The sequence below is a fragment of the Pseudomonas sp. Y3 TE3536 genome (genome assembly GCF_053629175.1).
The window spans coordinates 1,565,110-1,587,209 of the sequence record NZ_JBRJHU010000001.1; the positions used below are offsets into that span (position 1 = coordinate 1,565,110).

Consider the following 22,100-nt stretch of genomic DNA (forward strand, 5'->3'; position numbering starts at 1 on the left):
TCACGACGTCTGCCCATAAGGCCAGTCGCAAACTCAGGCAATCGATTCTGGTTGCCTTTCCGCCCTGGAGCAAGCCATGCAAGACCTCGATCCAATCGAAACCCAGGAATGGCTGGATGCCCTGGAGTCGGTCCTCGACAAAGAAGGCGAAGACCGCGCTCATTACCTGATGACCCGTATGGGCGAGCTGGCCACCCGCAGTGGCTCCCAGCTGCCGTATGCGATCACCACGCCATACCGCAACACCATCCCTGTCACCCACGAAGCACGCATGCCTGGCGACCTGTTCATGGAACGCCGCATTCGCTCGTTGGTGCGTTGGAACGCGCTGGCCATGGTGATGCGCACCAACCTGAAGGACTCGGACCTGGGCGGCCACATCTCCAGCTTCGCCTCCAGTGCCACCCTGTACGACATCGGCTTCAACTACTTCTTCCAGGCCCCGACCGAAGAACACGGCGGCGACCTGGTGTTCTTCCAGGGCCATGCTTCGCCAGGCGTTTACGCCCGTGCCTTCATGGAAGGCCGCATCAGCGAAGACCAGATGAACAACTTCCGTCAGGAAGTGGACGGCAACGGCCTGTCTTCGTACCCGCACCCATGGTTGATGCCTGACTTCTGGCAGTTCCCGACCGTTTCGATGGGTCTGGGCCCGATCCAGGCGATCTACCAGGCGCGCTTCATGAAGTACCTGGAAGCCCGTGGCTTCATCCCGGCCGGCAAGCAGAAGGTCTGGTGCTTCATGGGCGACGGCGAGTGCGACGAGCCGGAATCCCTGGGCGCAATCGCCCTGGCTGGCCGCGAGAAGCTGGACAACCTGATCTTCGTCATCAACTGCAACCTGCAGCGCCTCGACGGCCCGGTTCGCGGCAACGGCAAGATCATCCAGGAACTCGAAGGCGTGTTCCGTGGCGGTGGCTGGAACGTCAACAAAGTCGTCTGGGGCCGCTTCTGGGACCCACTGCTGGCCAAGGACACCAACGGTGCCCTGCAGCGCCGCATGGACGAAGTCATCGACGGCGAGTACCAGAACTACAAAGCCAAAGACGGCGCGTACGTGCGTGAGAACTTCTTCAACACCCCAGAGCTCAAGGCCATGGTCGAAGACCTGTCCGACGAAGAGATCTGGAAGCTCAACCGTGGCGGCCACGACCCGTACAAGGTCTACGCGGCTTATCACCAGGCGGTGAACCACAAAGAGCAGCCGACTGTCATCCTGGCCAAGACCATCAAGGGTTACGGCACCGGTGCAGGCGAAGCCAAGAACACCGCGCACAACACCAAGAAGGTCGACGTCGACAGCCTGCGTCACTTCCGTGACCGCTTCGACATCCCGGTCAAGGATGCTGACCTTGAGAACCTGCCGTTCTTCAAGCCGGAAGAAGGTTCTGCCGAAGCCAAGTACCTGGCCGAGCGCCGCGCTGCCCTGGGTGGCTTCGTGCCGCAACGTCGCGCCAAGAGCTTCAGCGTGCCGACCCCATCCCTGGAAACGCTGAAAGCGATCCTGGACGGCTCGGGCGACCGCGAAATCTCCACCACCATGGCCTTCGTGCGCATCCTGGCGCAGCTGGTCAAGGACAAGGAAATCGGCCAGCGCATCGTCCCGATCATCCCGGACGAAGCCCGTACCTTCGGTATGGAAGGCATGTTCCGCCAGTTGGGCATCTACTCGTCCGTCGGCCAGCTCTACGAGCCAGTCGATAAAGACCAGGTGATGTTCTACCGCGAAGACAAGAAGGGCCAGATTCTCGAGGAAGGCATCAACGAAGCCGGCGCCATGTCGTCGTTCATCGCTGCCGGTACCTCGTACAGCTGCCACAACCAGCCGATGCTGCCGTTCTACATCTTCTACTCGATGTTCGGCTTCCAGCGTATCGGCGACCTGGCCTGGGCCGCTGGCGACAGCCGCACCCGTGGCTTCCTGATCGGCGGTACCGCCGGCCGTACCACCCTCAACGGTGAAGGCCTGCAGCACGAAGACGGTCACAGCCACATGATGGCGGGCACCATCCCGAACTGCCGCACCTATGATCCGACCTACGGCTACGAGCTGGCGGTGATCATCCAGGACGGCATGAAGAAGATGACCGAAGAGCAACAGGACATCTTCTACTACATCACCGTGATGAACGAATCCTACCAGCAGCCAGCCATGCCGGCCGGTGTCGAGGAAGGCATCATCAAGGGTATGTACCTGCTGGAAGAAGACACCCGCGAAGCCGCGCACCACGTTCAGCTGATGGGCTCCGGCACCATCCTGCGCGAAGTCCGCGAAGCAGCGAAGATCCTGCGTGAAGAGTTCAACGTCGGTGCCGACGTGTGGAGCGTCACCAGCTTCAACGAACTGCGTCGCGACGGCCTGGCCGTGGAACGCGCCAACCGCCTCAAGCCTGGCCAGAAGCCTCAGCTGACTTACGTCGAAGAGTGCCTGAACGGTCGCAAAGGCCCGGTCATCGCCTCCACCGACTACATGAAGCTGTTCGCCGAACAGATTCGTCAGTGGGTGCCGAGCAAAGAGTTCAAAGTCCTGGGTACCGACGGTTACGGTCGCAGCGACAGCCGCAAGAAGCTGCGTCACTTCTTCGAAGTTGACCGCCACTTCGTGGTGCTGGCTGCCCTGGAAGCCTTGGCTGACCGTGGCGAGATCGAACCGAAAGTGGTGGCTGACGCTATCGTCAAGTTCGGCATCGATCCGGACAAGCGCAACCCACTGGACTGCTGAGGAGTATTTTTAAGTGAGCGAACTCATTCGCGTACCTGACATCGGCAGCGGTGAAGGTGAAATCATCGAGCTGTTCGTCAAGGTCGGTGACCGTATCGAGGCTGACCAGAGCCTGCTGACCCTGGAGTCCGACAAGGCCTCCATGGAGATCCCGGCCCCTAAGGCCGGCGTGATCAAAGAGCTGAAGGTCAAGCTGGGCGATCGCCTGAAAGAAGGCGACGAGCTGCTGGTGCTGGAAGCCGAGGGCGCTGCGGCGTCCGAGGCGCCAGCCGCCGCACCTGCCCCTGCCGCTGCGCCGGCCGCCGCTGAAAAGCCGGCCGCCGAAGCCGCGCCTGCGCCTGCTGCAGCCCCGGCTGCCGCCAGCGTGCAAGACATCCACGTGCCGGACATCGGCTCGTCGGGCAAGGCCAAGATCATCGAAGTACTGGTCAAGGTCGGCGATACCGTCGAAGCCGACCAGTCGCTGATCACCCTGGAGTCCGACAAGGCCTCCATGGAGATCCCATCGCCTGCTGCTGGCGTGGTCGAAGAAGTGCTGTGCAAGCTGGAAGATGAAGTTGGCACTGGCGACCTGATCTTCAAGCTGAAGGTTGCTGGCGCAGCGCCGGCTGCCGCACCGGCTCCGGCCGCCGCTGCACCGGCCAAGGCTGAGGCTGCGCCTGCTGCCGCACCTGCCGCTGCCGCCCCGGCTGCTGCCCCTGCTCCGGTCGCTACCGCGCCGGCTGCTGGCAACAACGCCAAGGTTCACGCTGGCCCAGCCGTTCGTCAGCTGGCCCGTGAATTCGGTGTCGAGTTGGGCGCTGTCGCGGCCACCGGCCCGCATGGCCGCATCCTGAAAGAAGACGTGCAGGTTTACGTCAAAGCGATGATGCAGAAGGCCAAGGAAGCCCCGGCAGCCGCCGGCGCAACCGGCGGCGCTGGCATCCCGCCAATCCCTGCCGTGGACTTCAGCAAGTTCGGTGAAGTGGAAGAAGTGGCCCTGACCCGCCTGATGCAGGTCGGTGCCGCCAACCTGCACCGCAGCTGGCTGAACGTGCCGCACGTGACCCAGTTCGACTCCGCCGACATCACCGAGCTGGAAGCCTTCCGCGTGGCGCAGAAGGCTGTGGCCGAGAAGGCTGGCGTCAAGCTGACCGTGCTGCCATTGCTGCTCAAGGCCAGCGCATTCCTGCTCAAGGAAATGCCAGACTTCAACAGCTCGCTGGCGCCAAGCGGCAAGGCGATCATCCGCAAGAAGTACGTGAACATCGGCTTTGCCGTGGACACCCCGGATGGCCTGCTGGTCCCTGTGATCAAGAACGTCGACCAGAAGAGCCTGCTGCAACTGGCTGCCGAAGCCGCTGCACTGGCCGAGAAGGCGCGCACCAAAAAGCTGTCGGCCGACGACATGCAAGGCGCCTGCTTCACCATCTCCAGCCTCGGCCACATTGGCGGCACCGGCTTCACGCCGATCGTCAACGCACCTGAGGTGGCGATCCTGGGCGTTTCGAAGGCAACCATGCAGCCAGTCTGGGATGGCAAAGCCTTCCAGCCGAAGCTGATGCTGCCGCTGTCGCTGTCCTACGATCACCGTGTGATCAACGGCGCTGCCGCCGCGCGCTTCACCAAGCGCCTGGGCGACGTGCTGGCGGATATCCGCACCCTGCTGCTGTAAGGCGGCACGCTGCCCCTCGCAAGAGGGGCAGTACCCTTTTCGAGCTGCCACGCTCGTACCTCAACCCCGTCATTTGGCGGGGCTTTTTTTTGCCTGCGGCTCACACCTCACCGGTTTTTTTGTAGGAGCAGCCTTGTGCTGCGAAAGGGCCGGTACCACCGCCAACATTTCCAGCGCCTGGCAGGGCCTCTTCGCAGCACAAGGCTGCTCCTACAAGGGGCGCGCCTATAGTTTGTGGTACCTCTGCCGATAACCCGTACACAGCATCACACATGGCCGCTTGCCAGCCCTCGGGACATGATGCAACCTTGCCAGATACGCCGCCGACCAGGCCGTGTTTCCCTCTTCAAGCGAGTCTTCGATGAAAAGCCAACCCGATGCCGCCAGCCGTGTGGCGGCCGAGGTCGTCACGCAGCTACCCGTGCCCTCGCGGCTCGGCATGCTGCGTTTCGAAAGGCTCAACGAAGCCACCTGGGCCATGCTCTACCTCGACCCCACCTGCGAACGCCAGTTCGGCCTGCAGGCAGGCGAGCTGTGCGCCTTGGTCGATTCGCCCTATGCCAGCCTGATGGAGCCCGAAGCCCGCTACAGGCTGCACGACGAAATCCAGTCGCAGCTTGCCCGCCGTGGCTACTACCGCGTGCGCTACACCTTGCATGCCCCTGGCGCGTCACTGCGCCTGCTGGAGGCCGGGGAAGCCTACAGGCAACACAACCGGCAACTGCTGCGCGGCTACCTGAGCGTACTCGACGACCCGCCCGAAGACGCCGCCGACCCCGACGCCAGTGACCTGGAATCGCGCAACAACCGCCTGCAATTGGCCCTGCAGCTCAACCAGCGCGCCCAGCAAGAACAGCTTGAACACCTGGAGCGTGTGCGTGGCCAGCAAGACCTGATCCTGCGCCTGGCCCGCCAGCGTTACAGCGCAGAGAACTCGCTGCTCGAAGCCGCCGAGCTGATCACCCAGAGCGCCTGCGAAATCTACAAAGTCGACAGCGCCAGCATCTGGCACCTGGAAGGCCAGCGCCTGGAGCCGATCAGTGCCTGGTACCGCCACGAGCAGGAGCATCGCCTGCCCGAAGCCATCGATGCCAGCCACTTTCCCGACTACCTCGACGCCCTGCACGCCAGCCGCGCCATCGACGCTCACAACGCCAACCACGACCCGCGCACCCGCGCCCTGACCCAGAGCCTGTGCCCCGACAACAAAGCCATGCTCGATGCCAGCGTGCGCGTCGATGGCCAGGTAATCGGGGTGTTGTGCCTGGAGCAAAGTGGCCAGCCGCGGGCCTGGCAGTCCGATGAAATCGCCTTTGCCGGTGAGCTGGCCGACCAGTTCGCCCAGGTCATCACCAACCACAACCGACGCACTGCGGCCAGCGCCCTGCACCTGTTCCAGCGCGCGGTGGAACAAAGCGCCAGTGCCTTTTTGCTGGTCAACCGCGACGGCGTGGTGGAATACGTCAACCCAAGCTTCACGGCGATCACCCAGTACAGCACCGATGAAGTCCAGGGCCGCCAACTGGCCGAGCTGCCAGCCCTGGAAAACCTCAGCGAGCTGCTGTTCGATTCGCCGTCGAGCCTGGCCATGGGCAACAGCTGGCAAGGCGAATTCAAGAGCCGGCGCAAAAACCTCGAGCCCTACTGGGGCCAACTGTCGATATCCAAGGTGTATGGCGACAACCGTGAGCTGACCCACTACATCGGCATCTACGAAGACGTCACCCAGACCAAGCTGGCCCAACAGCGCATCGAGCGCCTGGCCTACACCGACAACCTGACCAACCTGGGCAACCGCCCGGCGTTCATCCGCAGCCTCGACGAGCGCTTTGCCCGTAACAGCGAGAGCTCGATGTGCCTGCTGCTGGTGGACATCGACAACTTCAAGCGCATCAACGACAGCCTCGGCCACCAGACCGGCGACAAGCTGTTGGTCAGCCTGGCCCGCCGACTGCGCAATAGCCTCAGCGCCGGTGGCATCCTGGCGCGTTTCGCCAGCAACGAGTTCGCTGTGCTGCTCGACGACACCCGCCTGGAAGACGGCCAGGACGTCGCCCAGCAGTTGCTGCACACCCTCGACAAGCCGATGTTCGTCGACAACCAGCTGATCAACGTCACCGCCTCGGTGGGCCTTGCCTGCGCGCCGCTGCACGGCATCGACCCGGCGAGCCTGATGAAAAACGCAGGCCTGGCGCTGCACAAGGCCAAGGCCAACGGCAAGCACCAGGTGCAGGTGTTTACCGAAGTGCTCAATGCCGAGGCCAGTTACAAGCTGTTCGTCGAGAACAACCTGCGCCGCGCCCTGACCCAGAACGAACTGGAAGTGTTCTACCAGCCCAAGCTGTGCCTGCGCAGCGGCCGCCTGCTGGGGTTGGAAGCACTGCTGCGCTGGAACCACCCCGAGCGCGGCATGATCCGCCCGGACCAGTTCATCAGCGTGGCCGAGGAAACCGGCCTGATTATCCCCATCGGCAAGTGGGTGGTGCGCCAGTCGTGCCGCATGAGCCAGCAACTGCGCGAGGCCGGCCTGGGCAACTTGCACGTGGCCATCAACCTGTCGCCCAAGCAGTTCTCCGACCCGGACCTGGTAGCCTCGATCAGTTCGATCCTCAAGGAAGAAGCGCTGCCCTCGCACCTGCTGGAGTTGGAACTGACCGAAGGCCTGCTGCTGGAAGCGACCGAAGACACCCACCGCCAGCTCGACGAGCTCAAGGCCCTGGGCCTGACCCTGGCGATGGACGATTTCGGCACGGGCTATTCGTCGTTGAGCTACTTGAAGAAGTTTCCGATCGACATCATCAAGATCGACCGCAGCTTCATCAACGAAATCCCGGATAACCAGGACGACATGGAAATCACCTCGGCGGTGGTGGCCATGGCCCACAACCTCAAGCTCAAGGTGGTCGCCGAAGGGATCGAGACCCCAGCGCAGCTGGCGTTTCTGCGCAGGCACCGGTGCGACGTGGGCCAGGGGTACCTGTTCGATCGGCCGATTCCGGGGCGTGAACTGGCCGAGCGACTGAAGCGCTATCCGCGCGGTCCAATGGCCTGACAGCAGCGTTAACCTCGGGCACTATAGAGCCCATAAGGGCCTCTTCGCGGGCAAGCCCGCACAGGGTCATCACAACCTTTGATACCTGTGCGGTACCTGTGGGAGCGGGCTTGCCCGCGAATGCCCCAGCACCTATCTACCTGACATACAGAGGAACGGCCATGGTCCTGCGTTCGGAAATCCTGGTGAACAAAAACGTCATGCCAACCGCGGAGCAGGCCCTGCCTGGCCGCGAAACGCCAATGTCGCTGCCCGAGTTCCACTATGTGTTCGAAGGCACCCCGCTGCTCGGCCCCTTCTTCGAAGGTGCCATCGACTTCGCCATCTTCGGCCTGGGCTGCTTCTGGGGCGCCGAGCGCCGCTTCTGGCAGCGTGAAGGCGTGGTCAGCACGGTGGTCGGCTATGCCGGCGGCTTCACCCCCAACCCCACGTACGAAGAAGTCTGTTCCGGCCTGACCGGCCACACCGAAGTGGTGCTGGTGGTGTTCGACAAGGACAAGGTCAGCTACCGCGAGCTGCTGGCCATGTTCTGGGAACTGCACAACCCAACCCAGGGCATGCGCCAGGGCAACGACGTCGGCACCCAGTACCGCTCGGCCATCTACTGCACCTCGCCGCAGCAGCTCGAAGAAGCCAAGGCCAGCCGCGACGCCTTCCAGGCCGAGCTGAACAAGGCCGGTTTCGGTGAGATCACCACCGAGATCGACCAGGCCCCGACCGTGTACTTCGCCGAGGCCTACCACCAGCAGTACCTGGCCAAGAACCCGGACGGCTACTGCGGTATTGGCGGTACCGGCGTGTGCCTGCCACCCAGCCTGCAGGGCAACTGAACCATGGCCACGATGACCCTGTTCCACTCGCCGCTGTCGCCCTTCGTGCGCAAGGTCATGGTGGTGCTGCACGAGACCGGCCAGCTTGACCGCGTCACCCTGCAGCCGGTGAACATCAGCCCCGTGAGTGGTGATGACCAGCTCAACCAGGGCAACCCGATCGGCAAGATCCCGGCCCTGCGCCTGGACGACGGCACGGTGCTGCACGACAGCCGGGTGATTTGCGAGTACCTCGACCTGCAGCACGTCGGCCTGCCATTGCTGCCGCGTGAAGGCTCGGCGCGCTGGCGGCGCATGACCTTGGCGTCGCAGGCTGATGCGATCATGGATGCGGCGGTGTCGAGCCGCTATGAGAGCTTCCTGCGGCCTGAGGACAAGCGCTGGGATGGATGGCTCGAGGCGCAGGGCGACAAGATCCGCCGCAGCCTGGCCAACCTGGAGCAGGAACATCTGGCGGAGCTGATCTCGGGCTTTGATCTGGCTGCCATTGGTGTTGCCTGTGCGCTGGGTTATCTGGATTTGCGTCAGCCTGAATTTGGTTGGCGTGAGCGCCAGCCAGGGCTGGCGAAGTGGTATGCCGAGGTGGCCCAGCGGCCGTCGATGGTTGCTACCTCTCCAGCGGCCTGACGGGCCTCTTCGCAGCACAAGGCTGCTCCTACACGGTAACGCGCGCCCTGTAGGAGCAGCCTTGTGCTGCGAATGCCTTACCTCGGTATCACAGGAAACAACTCCCCAATCCTGCGTGCCAGCCACCGCCCGATTTCTCTGTCCTCCCTCATGCCGCCCTCCCCACCCGCGCCCAGTCCAGCCGCCGGGTCAGTACCATGAACACGCCCAACAAACCAAAGCACAGCAACGACCCCATCAACAGCGCGTAGTCCTCGGCGCTGAGCAATCCATAAAGCATCCCGTACAACGCCGCTAACCCCGCCGCAAACCCAACCCCACGCCCCAGGCTGCGCAGCACGTGGCTCAGGTAGAAGCCAATCAGCAACACACAGGCCGAAGCCGACAGCCCATACGCCGGGCCAAAGCCAATGTGTTCGGACATCGACAGCAACAGCAGGTAGAAAAACGCCAACGCCACACCCACCAGGATGTACTGCACCGGGTGCACGCTGAGGTTCTTCAGCACCTCGAACAGGAAGAAGCCGGCAAACGTCAGGGCAATGAACAGCAATGCGTATTTGATCGCCCGCTCGCTCTTCAGGTACTGATCAACCGGGTCGACAAAGCTGACGCCAAAGGTACGCTCGCTGAAGTCCTCACAGTGCCCGGCCGTGGCGCACTGGCGCAGGGCATCTTCAAGGTTGGTGGCGAAGAACGACGTCTGCCAATGGGCAGTGAAGCCTTGGGCATCGATGTCGCGACGGCTGGGCAGGTAACTGCCGATGAAGCTTGGGTGCGGCCAGTTGGCGCGCATATCGACACTGCTGGTACGGCCTACCGGCAATACATGCAACTGGCCAGTGCCTTGCAGCGCCAGGTCGAAGCCGTAGCTGAACTCCCGCGCTTGCAGGCCATCCAGCCCTGGCACGCTGGCATGCACGCCACCGCGCATCCAGTCGAGCCCGGTCCCCGCTTCGAAGGGCAACTTGCGTTCGTCGAGCGTCAGCTCCAGGCCATTCTCGATGCCACGAATGTCGCTTATGCCGACTACCAGAAAGGGCTTGTCGAACCGGTAGTCTTCGAAATCCTTGTCGATGCCCCAGCGTTCGGGGAGCTTGAAGCGGCCACTGATGCGGCCTTTGGCGTGAAACAGCCGCGCCTGGTAGATGCCGCGTGAGCGCAGCTCGGTGTCGACACCCAGATCGGCCTCAAAGGTTTCCGGCAGGAAGTACAGGTGGCCGGCGATGCTGCTGGTCTCCTGGGTACGCTCGCCGTCCTTGTCGATCCAGCGGCGCTGGTACTTGCGGTAAGGCACCACCAGCAGCGGGCCACTGAGTTGCTGGTCGAAGCTGGCGCTCTGGGCGATGTCACGCACCACGCTGTCACGCAGGGTCTGGCGCTCGTCGATGAGGCCGTTGATCATTAGCAGCGGGATCAGCAACAGCACCATCAGCAGGGCAATCATGCCGAGCTTGAATCCAAGGGTCTTGTTCATAGGGCCTCCTTTGGCAGTGGGCGCAGTGTCTGCGCCTTGCGTGGAGACCTTGGGGAGACTGTGTGGAGATTCGGTGTTTTCAGCTGATACGCCGCACCGGCAGCCACAACCTTACCCGCACACCGCCATCGACGTTATCGACTGCAAGCGAACCGCCATGCAGCTGCATCACCTCGGCTACAAAATTCAGCCCCAGCCCAGTGCTCTTGCGCCCACTCCCCGGCCGCGGCAGCGAGTAAAACCGCTCACTCACCCGCCCAATGGCATACGCCGGTATCGCCTGCCCCTGGTTGAACAGGCTCAACGCCACCCGCCCACCGTCGCGCTCAAGCTCGAACAACAACGCCCCACCGGCCGGGGTAAAGTCCAGCGCATTGTCGAGCAGGTTGGCCAACGCCTGGCGCATCAGAAACGGATCGCACAACAACCGCAAACCGGCCGGCACCCGCTGCCGCACCTGCAGGCCCGCCGCTTCGATGCGCGCCGCATGGGCCAACAGCAATTCGTCGACCAGTGCCGCCAACGCCACCTGCTGTTCATCCTCCAGCGCTTGCATCTGCTCCACGCGGGCGAGGTTGAGCAGGCGTTCGATCATCTGCTGCAGGCGCTCGCTTTCGCGCTCGATGTTGCCGGCAAAGCGCGCCCGCTGTTCGGCCGGCATATCGCCCTGCAGCAGCTCGGAGGCTCCGCGGATGGCCGCCAGTGGGCTTTTCAGTTCGTGGGTCAAGGTGTGCACATAGCGCTCGACGTAGGCCTTGCCTTCCAGCTGCGTGCGCATGCGCTCCACTGCATTGGCCAAGTGCGCCAGCTCACCGCCCTTGTAATGCGGCAGCGCCGCCCGCTCACCTTCGCTGACCGCCTGGGCGTAACGAGCCAGCCTGCGCAGCGAGCGCGCCAGCCACCACGACAACGCTGCGCCAATCAACAAGCCCAGGCCGATCAAGCCCAGGCCCAATGTGAGCAAACGCTGCTCGGAGCGGTCGATGTAGGGTTGCAGCGAACTGTTGGGCTTGGCCACGGTAACCACGCCGATGATCTGGCCGTCTTCGATGATCGGCGCGGCCACATGCATCACCGAAGTGCTTTCGTCATCGGCGACACTGCGCGTGGAGCGGGCGCCGTACTCGCCGCGCAGGGTGAGGTAAACGTCATTCCACTTCGAGTAATCCTTGCCCAGGTCCTCACCGCTGGAGTCGAGCAGCACGATGCCTTTGGCGTCGGTCACGTAGATGCGGTGGCTGACCTGGTTCTTCGCCAAGCCCCAGATCTGCGCGCCCGGGCTGCGCGAACCGTAAGCCTTGAGTACTTCGGGCAAGCGGCTTTGCCCGAGGGTGCCGGCCTTGACGTCATCGTGCAGGATCTCCGCCAGCAGGTTGGCGGTGTCGACCAAGGTTTCTTCGGACGATTGGCGCACCACCGGGCGGATCTGTTCGCGCACCGTGTTAAGCAGGAAGTACCCCGCCAGCCCGACGAACAGGAAGTACACCAGGAAGATCCGGATGCCCAGGCGCATCAGGCGTGATCCGGGCTGTAACTGTAGCCGAGGCCGCGGTGGGTCTGTATCGGTTCTGCCTCGCTGGCGACCAGGCGCAGCTTGGCGCGCAGGCTCTTGATGTGGCTATCGATGGTGCGCTCGTAGCCCACGTCAGACGCCACGCCCAGGGCATCGAGCAGTTGCTCGCGGCTGAACACCCGCTGGGGCTGTTCCAGCAGGCACTGCAGCAAACGAAACTCGTGGCGGGTCAGGCTCAGCAGCTGCTTACGGTAGCTGATCTGCATGCGCAGGGTGTCGAGCTGGAACAGCGTTGCCGCCGCGACGGGCTCAACACGTGGTGCCATGCGTTTAAGGATGGCCCGCACCCGTGCCGCCACCTCGCGGGGGCTGAAGGGTTTGACCACGTAGTCGTCGGCGCCGATCTCCAGGCCCACCACCCGGTCGATTTCGCCATCGCGGGCGCTGAGGAACATCACCGGCACCTCGCTGAAGCGGCGCAGTTGGCGGCAGGTTTCGAAACCACTGATATCGGGCAGGCCGATGTCGAGGATGATCAGGTCGGCCGGGCGCTGGCGCTGCTGGTCGAGGGCGGCGCTGCCCAGGGTCACCCACTCGGTGCTGTGGCCGTCGGCCTGCAGGGCGTAGACCAGGGTGTCGGCGATGGCGGCTTCGTCTTCGACGATGAGGATATGGGGCATGGTGTCCGGCCTTGCTGGGGGCGTAGCTGGACATTGTAGGAGCAGCCTTGTGCTGCGAAAAGGCCGGTATCGTCAGCACTTTTGCTGCGTCTGGCATGGACTCTTCGCAGCACAAGGCTGCTCCTACACGGAGGAACGGGTGAAATGTTGGTCAGCAGTCCGGCTTGCCGGCGGTGAACTTCTTGGCCGGATTGACCGCTGCCTTGAACTCACGCAACGCCTTGGAGCCAATCAACAGCGGATAGTTGAAACTGCTGCGGTCCACCAGGTTCACTTCAACCGTGCGCGTCACATCACCCAGGCACAGCTCCAGGTCGACCACCGGCCGCTTGGAGATTTCCGGCGCATCGCCCTCTTCCTCTTCGTCGGCACGGCCCTTGATCTTGCTGATGCGCGAGACCTTGTGCTCGTAGACCTTGCCGTCGGACTCTTTGGTCGCCAGGCGGAAACGTACCCACTCATCGCCATCGCGGGTGAACAGCTCGATGTCTTTGGCCGACAGCGATGCGGTGAAGGCACCGGTGTCCATCTTTGCCTTCAAGGTCTCGCCAATTTCCGGCAGGGCAATGTTTTCGTAACGGCCATAAATCGTCGGCTCGGCGGCCATGACCGGCAAGGCGAACAGTGACAACAGGGCAAGCAGTGATTTCACGGGTTACGCTTCCTTGAGTGCAGACAGTGCTTAGACTGCATGAGTTGAATAGGTTCGTCTGTACACGGTAATCAACACAATGTGAAACATTTGTCCTCGCCGCTGGGCATTGGGCATTTGGCGTAGGCCGCATCGCTGCTTATCATTGCCGGCTGTTTTTATCTCACTACAAGAGTTCCTTTATGCGTCGCCTGCTGACCGGCATTCTCACAACCCTCCTGCTGCTGCTCAACACCGTGGTGTTGATCTGCCCGCTGCTGGTCTTTGCCCTGCTCAAGCTGGTGCTGCCGGGCCGTGGCCGTGACTACGCCTCTGCGGCGGTGATGTGGGTCGCCGAAACCTGGTCAGAGATCGACAAGGCGATTTTCGCCCTGTGCATCCCCACCCAGTGGGATATCCGCGGCGTTGACCGCCTGCGCAAGGACACCTCGTACCTGGCCGTGAGCAACCACCAGACCTGGGTCGACATCCCCGCGCTGATCGAAAGCCTCAACCGCCGCACGCCGTTCTTCAAGTTCTTCCTCAAGAAGGAGCTGATTTGGGTGCCACTGCTGGGCCTGGCCTGGTGGGGGCTGGATTACCCGTTCATGAAGCGCTACAGCAAGGCGTTTCTGGACAAGCACCCCGAGCTCAAGGGCAAGGACCTGGAAATCACCAAAGCCGCCTGCGAGCTGTTCAAGCGTCAGCCGGTGACGGTGGTCAATTATCTTGAAGGCACCCGCTTCACCGAGGCCAAGCACCGCGAACAGCAATCGCCCTATCGCTATCTGCTCAAGCCAAAGGCAGGCGGCGTGGCATTCGTGCTGGCAGCACTGGGCGAGCAACTGGACGCACTGCTGGACGTGACCATCGTCTATCCCGGCAACCAGGCGCCGGGGTTCTGGGCCTTGCTCAATGGCAGCATCAGCCGGGTGATTATCGACATTCAGGTGCGTGAACTGGAGCCGGCTCTGTGGGATGGGGATTACGAGAATGATCCTGAGTTCCGGCAGACCGTACAGGCCTGGGTGAACCAGCTGTGGCTCGAAAAGGACCAGCGGATTGAGTTGTTGCGGGCAGAAATGAACTGAGATTTCCATGGCCTGTATCGGCCTCTTCGCGGGTGAACCCGCTCCCACAGGGATTGAACAGGCCTTGAGCTTTGCGCAGTACCTGTAGGAGCGGGTTCACCCGCGAAGAGGCCAACACAGGCGCAGCAAAGCCTCAATTAAAACCAGGACTAATAATTAGAATAAGTAATACTTTTTTGTCATCGCCCACCTAAGTGGATAAAAATCGACCAAAGCACAACTACAAAAATGCCTGGATCGATCGATGGCCAACCAATCTAGCTCCGCCCCGCCCCAGCTTCGTCGCGTCCTGGGCCTGCCCGCCCTGGTCTTCTTCGGCCTGGTGTACATGGTCCCGCTGACCATCTTCACCACCTACGGCATCGTCACCGAACTCACCGGTGGCCGCACCGCTGGCGCCTACCTGGTTACGCTGGTGGCCATGCTGTTCACCGCCGCGTCCTACAGCTTCATGGTCAAACGCTTCCCGGTCGCGGGTTCGGCGTACTCCTACACCAACATGGCCTTCGGCCAGAACGTTGGTTTCCTGGCCGGTTGGTCGCTGCTGCTCGATTACTTGTTCCTGCCGATGATCAACTACCTGCTGATCGGCCTGTTCCTCAACATCGCCTTCCCGGCTGTGCCCGCCTGGGCCTTCGTGCTCGCCTCCATCGCCCTGGTGACCGTGCTCAACGTGGTCGGCATCAACTCGGTGGCTAAAACCAGCAACCTGATCGTCGGTGCGCAGATCGTGTTTATCGGGGTATTCGTGGCCTTGTCCTGCCAGACCCTGGCCGGCCAACCGCTAGACCTGCTCTCGCCGCTGATGGGTGACGGCACACAACCTGGCTTCGGCCCGCTGATGGCGGGCGCCGCAGTACTGTGCCTGTCGTTCCTCGGCTTCGATGCCGTCTCCACCCTCGCCGAAGAATGCCGCGATGCCCGCCGCGACGTGCCACGGGCGATCATCCTCACCACGCTCTTCGCAGGCGTACTGTTCACCGCGCTGGCCTACGTCAGCCAGCTGGTGCTGCCGGGCAGCACGTTTGCAAACGCCGATGCGGCGGCCAATGAAGTGATGTTCAAGGCAGGCGGGCAATTCCTCGCCAACTTCTTCACCGCCGCCTTCGTCGCCGGCAGCCTGGGTTCGGCGCTGGCCTCGCAGGCAGCGGTGTCGCGCATCCTGTTCACCATGGGCCGCGACAAGGTGCTGCCGCAGCGCACGTTCGGTTACCTGTCGCCGCGTTTTGGCACGCCGGTGTTCGCCATTTTGCTGGTGTCGGCGTTTTCGCTGTTGGCGCTGGTGATCGACCTGTCCACCCTCGCCTCGCTGATCAGCTTTGGCGCACTGGTAGCGTTCTCGGCGGTGAACCTGGCGGTGGTGAAGACGCACCTGATGGATGACGGGGCCCAGCGTAACCTCAAGGGGCTGCTGTGCTATGGCCTGGTGCCGTTGGTGGGGTTGGCGCTGACGTTATGGCTGTGGACCAGCCTCTCGGCGCTGACCTTGGTGATTGGCCTGTGCTGGTTTGCCTTCGGACTGGCGTACCTGGCGTTACTGACGGCCGGCTTCCGCCGCCCTGTGCAACTTGTAACTTTCTCAGAAGCGAGCTGATTAACCATGGCCATGGACGGCCCTACCTAGAATTTCGTTACTAAATTACCTAGTTTTTTTGCTAGTAGTACGAAAAATGGCACTGCCTCATGCTAAGGATTCGCCAACATGAGACGGCAGCCATGAGAACCGCTAAACCGCACAACATATTTCCATCACCTGCAGGTAGTTATTCAAGCTATACACCCTATGGCTATCGAGCAGCCGTTAACGCTGGCTCGCGGATCGCTTATGCAGGCGAATGGCTAGAGCTACTGCTTGACGGATACTTTCTGGGAAATGGTTATCGGGTCTACAGCACTGTGCTCATGAGATTTATATCACCAGACAGCTTTAGCCCATTTGACAAAGGAGGCCTCGGCTCATATTGCTACTGCGGCGACGACCCGATCAACAAGGTTGACCCTAGCGGGCATATGTTTAGCCGAGGAAAAGAAACTCAAATGAATTACACACCTATTGCTGCCAACGCCAAAACCCCGACGTTGAGCACGCACAGAAAACCCACGACCAAACCTATTCCAAAAGACATGACAAGAACACTTGTAGAAAAACGAGAACTAAAAATTGCAAACTTGGGGAAAATAAGACATGAAATACAAGAAGCCATGAGCGTCGGAAATATTGAACTAGCCGGAGAATTAGATAAAGCTTATGACGTGCAGTCCGAAGCTATAAAAGCGAGCGACGACGCTCTTAACAAGCTCTACACACCCGAACAAACTCCGAGCAAGACGCCTGGCCCTCAAATCCAACAGCCAGCTAACATCACTAAAAATGTGAGACAAGGCGAGAGTTGAAAACTCATCAGTTATACATCTGAGGCAGCTTAGACCTACTGCCTCCTTATCTACTAATCTATTCGACGTCAATCAAACAGACGGCGGGGTTACGGTCGGCGTAGTCCACAAACTCCCCAGATTCTGCAGCAACGACCCGGCAATCCCCTGCTGCCCCAGGTACTGCAGAATCAACGGCGCAAACTGCCCGATCATCCCGGTATCCATGCCCAGCGCCTTGAACGCGCTGTCCAGGTCACTGCGGTTCTCCACGTTGTTGCCCAGCGCATTGTTCAACGCCGACTGGCTTTCGCTGTTCTTGCCCAGCAGCTCACCCAGCCCGCTCAACCCGCCCAACGCATTGGCACCGGACAGCAAGTCCAGCCCAGGCACAGCTTTGGTCAGCTGACCGTAGTCGTCGGAACTCAGGTTATTGCGCGCCAAACCCAGCATCGCCCCCGCCCCGCCCACGGCCTGTTCCGGGGTGATCTTGAGTTCACTACCCAAGGTATTGAGCAAATTGGCCTGCGCCTCGGGCGCCTGGACCTGGCCCTGTTGTTTTTGGTTCTGCATGGCCGACACTGCATTGGCGGCATCGCTGAGGTTGAAGGCGAACACCGGGCTTGCGGCCAGGGTCATCAGGGTTGCCAGGGTGAATGCTTTCATCGGGAGGGACCTCATGGGCCGGGATGGCCGGGGAAACGAGGCATTCGACTGGAACCAGAAGCTTTTGTTCCGGGCCGGTGGTCGGAGCCAATAGCTCATTTGCCAGCGATGGAGCGGACATACAGACTGCCCTGCGTACCTATCATTTTTGCCAGTAGTCAACTGCCCAGCTGCTCCCCAAGCTACTGGAGCAAGATTGGCACTAGTCCCCACCGTCAGGAGTAGCACATGAAGCGTCAGTCAACTAACCTTCAGTTCTTCTATCAGAAGGGAAAGCTGGTCACAACCAATCACAACGAACAACACCGCACCATTTTCCGTACCGCTGATGTACCCATGGCCGAATTGCAAGCCACTGCAGAGCGGAAAGCTGGATTACTGGTAACAGATGATAAGGGTTCAGTGTTCACCGTGCAGAGCGAGGGTAAACAAGAAAATCATTCTTTCACTGCATACGGACATGATCCGATTATGCGCTACGGAAACTCACTGCTTGGCTTCGTCGGCGAGGCTATAGAGTCGATTACAGAGTGCTATCCGCTAGGCAATGGTTATCGCTGCTACGCCCCCCTACTTCAACGTTTTCTAAGTCCCGACAGCCTGTCTCCTTTTGGAGAGGGCGGGCTTAATGCGTACACCTACTGTGCCGGTGACCCTATTAATTTCCAGGACCCTACGGGACATATGCATCAAAGCGATCCCCTTTCTAGACTTCCCAGGCATAATCGTCTAGGGCCGACAGCAAAATTAGTAGCATTCAAAAAAGCGCTAGGTACTACTAGGCCTCCCGCAGGCGCCCAATTAAGACTTCAGGATCCAAGCACTAACAAGCCTATGAAAGGCAATATAACTTCACCCCCCCTGACGACCCCGGAAAAAACAGGTGCAGAACCTGTTACCAGTGTAATAAGCGCGCAGGCTTACCCCAGTAAACCTGGCTCTTCTTCACATGACAACGCAAAAGTAATGATCAGCAGCAACAGGTTTAAAATAAAGCAAATCAAGGACGGCGCAGCACGAATGAAAAGAGCACTAACCAACACCGAGAGAGGCATAATTGAAGATCTAAACAATCAAGTCAAGGCTGCAGAATTAAGTTTAAGTGCCGAGAGTAGAGGCAGCATTAATACTTCATCAGAAATGCGCACGGGCATTCGAAATGCCGATGTCCTTTACTGACCAAACGCCAACCTTTTCCTACCTAGGCATGGCCTGATGGACAACAAGCCGCAGTTGCTTTGGGCTTCACATTATCTGAGCGCGTTGGCCAAGGCGTTGATGGATGATGCAGAGTTGGGGATGATGCGCTGATTGATGGGTTGCCAGGGCTGGCCTCTTCGCGGGCAAGCCCGCTCCCACAGGTTCCGTGTCAGGCCACAAAACTAGTATTTCTGCCAGTATCAAAATTGCTGCGTTTGTTCAGAATGGACTTCCATCAGCCTCTATTCATCCAGCACGGCAGGGACTTGAATCATGAGCAAAGCACCGAACCGCTCGCATTTCTTCTACCAGGGCGACAAGCTCATCACCGTGAAACAAGGCGACGAGCATCGCGCCATCTTCCGTAATGCAGAACAACCGCTGGCAGAGCTGAGTACAGACGAAACCCAGGCCGGCGGCTTGCTTGCCACCGATGACAAAGGCTCGGTGCTTGCGGTGCAAAACCCGGACGAGCAGCCATAAAAAAGCCCCTCAATTTGAGGGGCTCTTCGTTACATCACGGCATCAAGCCGCGCCCCACATCTTGTGCGGGTCGATCACGAATTTCTTCGGCACGCCTGCATCGAACTCGCCGTAGCCTTCCGGCGCCTGATCCAGGTTGATCACCTGCACGCCCACCACCTCAGCAATGTTGATACGGTCCCACATGATCGCCTGCATCAGCTGGCGGTTGTACTTCATGGTCGGGGTCTGGCCGGTGTGGAAGCTGTGCGATTTTGCCCAACCCAGGCCAAAGCGGATGCTCAGGGCGCCGATCTTGGCAGCGGCATCGGAGGCGCCCGGGTCTTCAGTCACGTACAGGCCCGGGATGCCGATGCTGCCGGCAACGCGGGTAACCTGCATCAGCGAGTTCAGCACGGTGGCCGGCGCTTCATGCTTGGCACCCTCGTGGCCATGGCCGCGGGCCTCGAAGCCAACGGCGTCGACGGCGCAGTCCACTTCCGGCTCACCGAGAATGTCGATGATCTGCTCGTGCAGCGGGGTGTCCTTGGACAGGTCGACCACTTCGAAGCCCTGCGACTTGGCGTGCGCCAAGCGGGCCTGGTTGAGGTCACCGACGATTACGCAGGCAGCGCCCAGCAGACGGGCAGACGCTGCAGCGGCCAGGCCAACCGGGCCGGCGCCCGCGACGTAAACGGTGCTGCCTGGGCCTACGCCCGCCGTCACGGCGCCGTGGTAGCCAGTCGGCAGAATGTCGGACAGGCAGGTCAGGTCACGGATTTTTTCCATGGCCTTGTCGCGATCCGGCAGTTTCAGCAGGTTGAAGTCAGCGTACGGCACCAGCACGTACTCGGCCTGGCCACCGGTCCAGTCGCCCATGTCGACGTAGCCGTAGGCACCGCCGGCGCGGGCCGGGTTTACAGTGAGGCAGACGCCGGTGTGCATTTCTTTGCAGGAGCGGCAGCGGCCGCAGGCGACGTTGAAGGGTACCGACACCAGGTCGCCTTTTTTCAGGCGTTCGACATCACGCCCCAACTCGACGATTTCACCGGTGATTTCGTGGCCCAGAACCAGGCCGACCTGGGCAGTGGTACGGCCGCGGACCATGTGCTGGTCGGAGCCGCAGATGTTGGTGGAGACCACCTTGAGAATGACGCCGTGTTCAATCTTCTTGCCGCGCGGGTCCTGCATTTTCGGGTAGTCGATGTGTTGCACTTCGACTTTGCCGGCGCCGAGATATACCACTCCACGATTGCCAGACATTGCTTTTACCTCGCTTGGTTTTTTTGTATGCCGCGTTGGTTGAAGCGCCGCCATCCATGGGCGGCATGTGTTACTGGAATGCAGGGAATTGTGGGCCTGATGCGGCAAGGTGCACTGACTGGAAACGACAGGGAGATGCCTTTTTACGGCAGGCCAAATGCAGGGGGCCGCTTTGCGGCCCATCGCAGGCAAGCCAGCTCCTACAGGGACCGCGCTGCCTCAAAAGCGGCGGTGCACCTGTAGGAGCTGGCTTGCCTGCGATGGGCTGCAAAGCAGCCCCAAAATAGTCAGAGAACGACAGTCCGGTTGGCGTTAAGGAACACCCGCCGCTCAATGTGATACCCCACAGCGCGCGCCAGGGTCAGGCATTCGATATCCCGCCCCTTGGCAATCAGGTCTTCCGGGTAATGGCTGTGGTCCACCACCTCGACCCCCTGGGCAATGATCGGCCCTTCATCGAGGTCGTTGTTGATGTAGTGCGCGGTCGCGCCCACCATCTTCACGCCCTTGTTGTACGCCTGGTGATAAGGCTTGGCGCCTTTGAACCCCGGCAACAACGAGTGGTGGATGTTGATCGCCCAGCCGTCCAGGCGCCGGCACAGCTCGGGCGATAGCACCTGCATGTAGCGGGCAAGGATGACCAGTTCCGCGCCAGTCTCCTCGATCACCTGCAGCACCTTGCGCTCTTGCCCCGCCTTATCGTTGGGGTCGAGTGCAAAGTGGTAGTAAGGAATCTTGTGCCAATGCGCCAGCGGTTCGAGGTCTGGGTGGTTGGACACCACTGCGACCACGTCCATGCCCAGTTGGCCAATACGCTGGCGGTACAACAGGTCGTTCAGGCAGTGGTCGGCCTTGGACACCATGATCACCACCTTGGGGCGGTGATTAGGCGCGGTCAGCTCGAAGGCCATGCCGAACGCTTCGCTACGTTCAGCGAGGCCGGCACGGAAGCCCACCTCGTCAAAATCGTCCGGCTGGCGGAATTCGACGCGAATGAAGAAACGCCCCGACTGCCGGTCATCGAAGGAGTGGTGCTCCGTGACGTAGCAGCGCTGCTCGTAGAGGAAACGCGTCACCACGTCGACGGTACCGAGCATGCTCGGGCAGTCGGCGGTGAGAATCCAGGTATCCGGTGCCCGACTCATGTGCGGCTCTCCTTAGGCTTCGATGCTCAGGCCGTATTCGGCCGAAGCGTCCTGCAGCCACAGCCACCAGTAATCGGCGAAGCTGCGGCGAATCACCAGTTCCCAAGTGTCTTCGGCGGTGCGGCGGATCACCAGTTGCGACTTGGCGAACACCGTACCGACGGCCTTGCCCACCGGGAAGTTGTTTGGGTGAACATCATAGCTGGTGGACTTCATCAGCACTTCGCGCACGTGCGGGCCGCGCAGTTCCAGCAGGCTCTGCCCGCCGCTGACGTTGACCACCTGGATGTGCAGGCCGTCGAGGGCCGCGCGCAGTTTTTGCTCGATGGCAAACTCCTGGCCGCCCGGGACGATCAGCAGCCACTCGTCGGGGCCCATCCACTGCAGCGACATGTCGCTGTTGGCGACCACGGTCAGGGCCACCGGCAGCTCCAGGCCCAGGGCCTTGTGCACGCCTGCGGCGAAGGCCGGGTCATGGCCGTCGCCACGCAGGGTCAGGTGGCCGAGGAATTTTTTCTCACGCAGGGTCACGCCTGCGTTCTTGCGGCCCTTGCCAACCAGGCTGGCCAGGTCGGCATGGTGCAGCGGCGACTGGGCCTTGGCGTCGGCGCCGGGGTTTTGCTGGAAGACGTTGATAGCGCTCATTTCTTACCTGCCTTGAATTCTGTAGTTCCGAGCAGCGCCGAACCTGTGGGAGCGGGTTCACCCGCGAAG

18 protein-coding genes and 1 pseudogene are annotated in these 22,100 nt (G+C 61.2%); 11 read left to right on the forward strand and 8 right to left on the reverse strand.

The genetic code is table 11. From position 1 onward, the window contains the following. Positions 1-76: 76 nt before the first annotated feature. From aceE to AB7M33_RS07175, 5 genes are all read left to right on the forward strand, one after another. Positions 77-2,722 carry a pyruvate dehydrogenase (acetyl-transferring), homodimeric type gene (aceE, locus tag AB7M33_RS07155; RefSeq protein WP_027594324.1) on the forward strand — a complete coding sequence of 882 codons (2,646 nt, stop codon included), beginning with the start codon at positions 77-79 and terminating at the stop codon, positions 2,720-2,722. Positions 2,723-2,735: 13 nt separating this feature from the next. Then, entirely contained in the window at positions 2,736-4,376 is a 1,641-nt protein-coding gene (gene aceF / locus AB7M33_RS07160; protein WP_085274043.1) for a dihydrolipoyllysine-residue acetyltransferase, read from the forward strand. Positions 4,377-4,737: 361 nt separating this feature from the next. Further along, a complete protein-coding gene (locus tag AB7M33_RS07165; protein WP_027594322.1) occupies positions 4,738-7,428 on the forward strand; it encodes a putative bifunctional diguanylate cyclase/phosphodiesterase in 2,691 nt (896 codons plus the stop codon). 161 nt (positions 7,429-7,589) lie between these two features. Continuing rightward, positions 7,590-8,258 (forward strand): peptide-methionine (S)-S-oxide reductase MsrA, encoded by a 669-nt coding sequence (gene msrA, locus AB7M33_RS07170; protein ID WP_085274042.1) that lies wholly within the window; start codon positions 7,590-7,592, stop codon positions 8,256-8,258. A 3-nt stretch (positions 8,259-8,261) separates the two neighbouring features. Continuing rightward, positions 8,262-8,885, forward strand: coding sequence for a glutathione S-transferase (locus AB7M33_RS07175; protein WP_099428130.1), 624 nt, complete (start codon positions 8,262-8,264; stop codon positions 8,883-8,885). 148 nt (positions 8,886-9,033) lie between these two features. Here the strand turns inward: AB7M33_RS07175 and creD are convergent, their stop codons facing one another. The 4 genes from creD to rloA2 all read right to left on the reverse strand — a co-directional run bounded on the left by creD (position 9,034) and on the right by rloA2 (position 13,207). Next, entirely contained in the window at positions 9,034-10,362 is a 1,329-nt protein-coding gene (gene creD / locus AB7M33_RS07180) for a cell envelope integrity protein CreD (RefSeq protein WP_454242626.1), read from the reverse strand. 79 nt (positions 10,363-10,441) lie between these two features. Next, positions 10,442-11,875 (reverse strand): two-component system sensor histidine kinase CreC, encoded by a 1,434-nt coding sequence (gene creC, locus AB7M33_RS07185; protein ID WP_027594318.1) that lies wholly within the window; start codon positions 11,873-11,875, stop codon positions 10,442-10,444. Beyond that, a complete protein-coding gene (gene creB, locus AB7M33_RS07190) occupies positions 11,875-12,555 on the reverse strand; it encodes a two-component system response regulator CreB (protein ID WP_454242627.1) in 681 nt (226 codons plus the stop codon). The genes creC and creB overlap by 1 nt, the downstream gene beginning before the upstream one ends. A gap of 151 nt (positions 12,556-12,706) precedes the next feature. Beyond that, positions 12,707-13,207, reverse strand: a complete 501-nt coding sequence (gene rloA2, locus AB7M33_RS07195) for a retropepsin-like aspartic peptidase RloA2 (protein WP_454242628.1) — start codon at positions 13,205-13,207, stop codon at positions 12,707-12,709. Positions 13,208-13,389: 182 nt separating this feature from the next. Between rloA2 and AB7M33_RS07200 the strand changes: the two genes are divergently transcribed. From AB7M33_RS07200 to AB7M33_RS07210, 3 genes are all read left to right on the forward strand, one after another. Continuing rightward, positions 13,390-14,277 carry an acyltransferase gene (locus tag AB7M33_RS07200; protein WP_265968307.1) on the forward strand — a complete coding sequence of 296 codons (888 nt, stop codon included), beginning with the start codon at positions 13,390-13,392 and terminating at the stop codon, positions 14,275-14,277. Positions 14,278-14,521: 244 nt separating this feature from the next. Continuing rightward, positions 14,522-15,871 carry an APC family permease gene (locus AB7M33_RS07205; protein ID WP_454242629.1) on the forward strand — a complete coding sequence of 450 codons (1,350 nt, stop codon included), beginning with the start codon at positions 14,522-14,524 and terminating at the stop codon, positions 15,869-15,871. Between the two features lie 122 nt (positions 15,872-15,993). Further along, positions 15,994-16,671, forward strand: a complete 678-nt coding sequence (locus AB7M33_RS07210) for an RHS repeat-associated core domain-containing protein (RefSeq protein WP_454242630.1) — start codon at positions 15,994-15,996, stop codon at positions 16,669-16,671. Between the two features lie 72 nt (positions 16,672-16,743). Here the strand turns inward: AB7M33_RS07210 and AB7M33_RS07215 are convergent, their stop codons facing one another. Continuing rightward, positions 16,744-17,316, reverse strand: a complete 573-nt coding sequence (locus tag AB7M33_RS07215; protein WP_454242631.1) for a DUF2780 domain-containing protein — start codon at positions 17,314-17,316, stop codon at positions 16,744-16,746. Positions 17,317-17,544: 228 nt separating this feature from the next. On the opposite strand from AB7M33_RS07215, the gene AB7M33_RS07220 reads away from it, so the two are divergent. From AB7M33_RS07220 to AB7M33_RS07230, 3 genes and pseudogenes are all read left to right on the forward strand, one after another. Beyond that, on the forward strand, positions 17,545-18,495 hold the full coding sequence (locus AB7M33_RS07220; protein ID WP_454242632.1) for an RHS repeat-associated core domain-containing protein: 951 nt from the start codon (positions 17,545-17,547) through the stop codon (positions 18,493-18,495). 30 nt (positions 18,496-18,525) lie between these two features. Beyond that, positions 18,526-18,627, forward strand: a pseudogene (locus tag AB7M33_RS07225) (DUF3077 domain-containing protein); the annotation flags it as partial. Between the two features lie 162 nt (positions 18,628-18,789). Then, entirely contained in the window at positions 18,790-18,999 is a 210-nt protein-coding gene (locus AB7M33_RS07230; protein WP_454242633.1) for a hypothetical protein, read from the forward strand. A gap of 42 nt (positions 19,000-19,041) precedes the next feature. On the opposite strand, the gene fdhA is transcribed toward AB7M33_RS07230, so the two are convergent. The 3 genes from fdhA to AB7M33_RS07245 all read right to left on the reverse strand — a co-directional run bounded on the left by fdhA (position 19,042) and on the right by AB7M33_RS07245 (position 22,031). Next, positions 19,042-20,241 carry a formaldehyde dehydrogenase, glutathione-independent gene (gene fdhA / locus AB7M33_RS07235; RefSeq protein WP_454242634.1) on the reverse strand — a complete coding sequence of 400 codons (1,200 nt, stop codon included), beginning with the start codon at positions 20,239-20,241 and terminating at the stop codon, positions 19,042-19,044. Positions 20,242-20,528: 287 nt separating this feature from the next. After that, entirely contained in the window at positions 20,529-21,386 is an 858-nt protein-coding gene (purU, locus tag AB7M33_RS07240; protein ID WP_099428119.1) for a formyltetrahydrofolate deformylase, read from the reverse strand. A gap of 12 nt (positions 21,387-21,398) precedes the next feature. Beyond that, a complete protein-coding gene (locus AB7M33_RS07245) occupies positions 21,399-22,031 on the reverse strand; it encodes a sarcosine oxidase subunit gamma (RefSeq protein ID WP_027594309.1) in 633 nt (210 codons plus the stop codon). Positions 22,032-22,100: the final 69 nt, after the last annotated feature.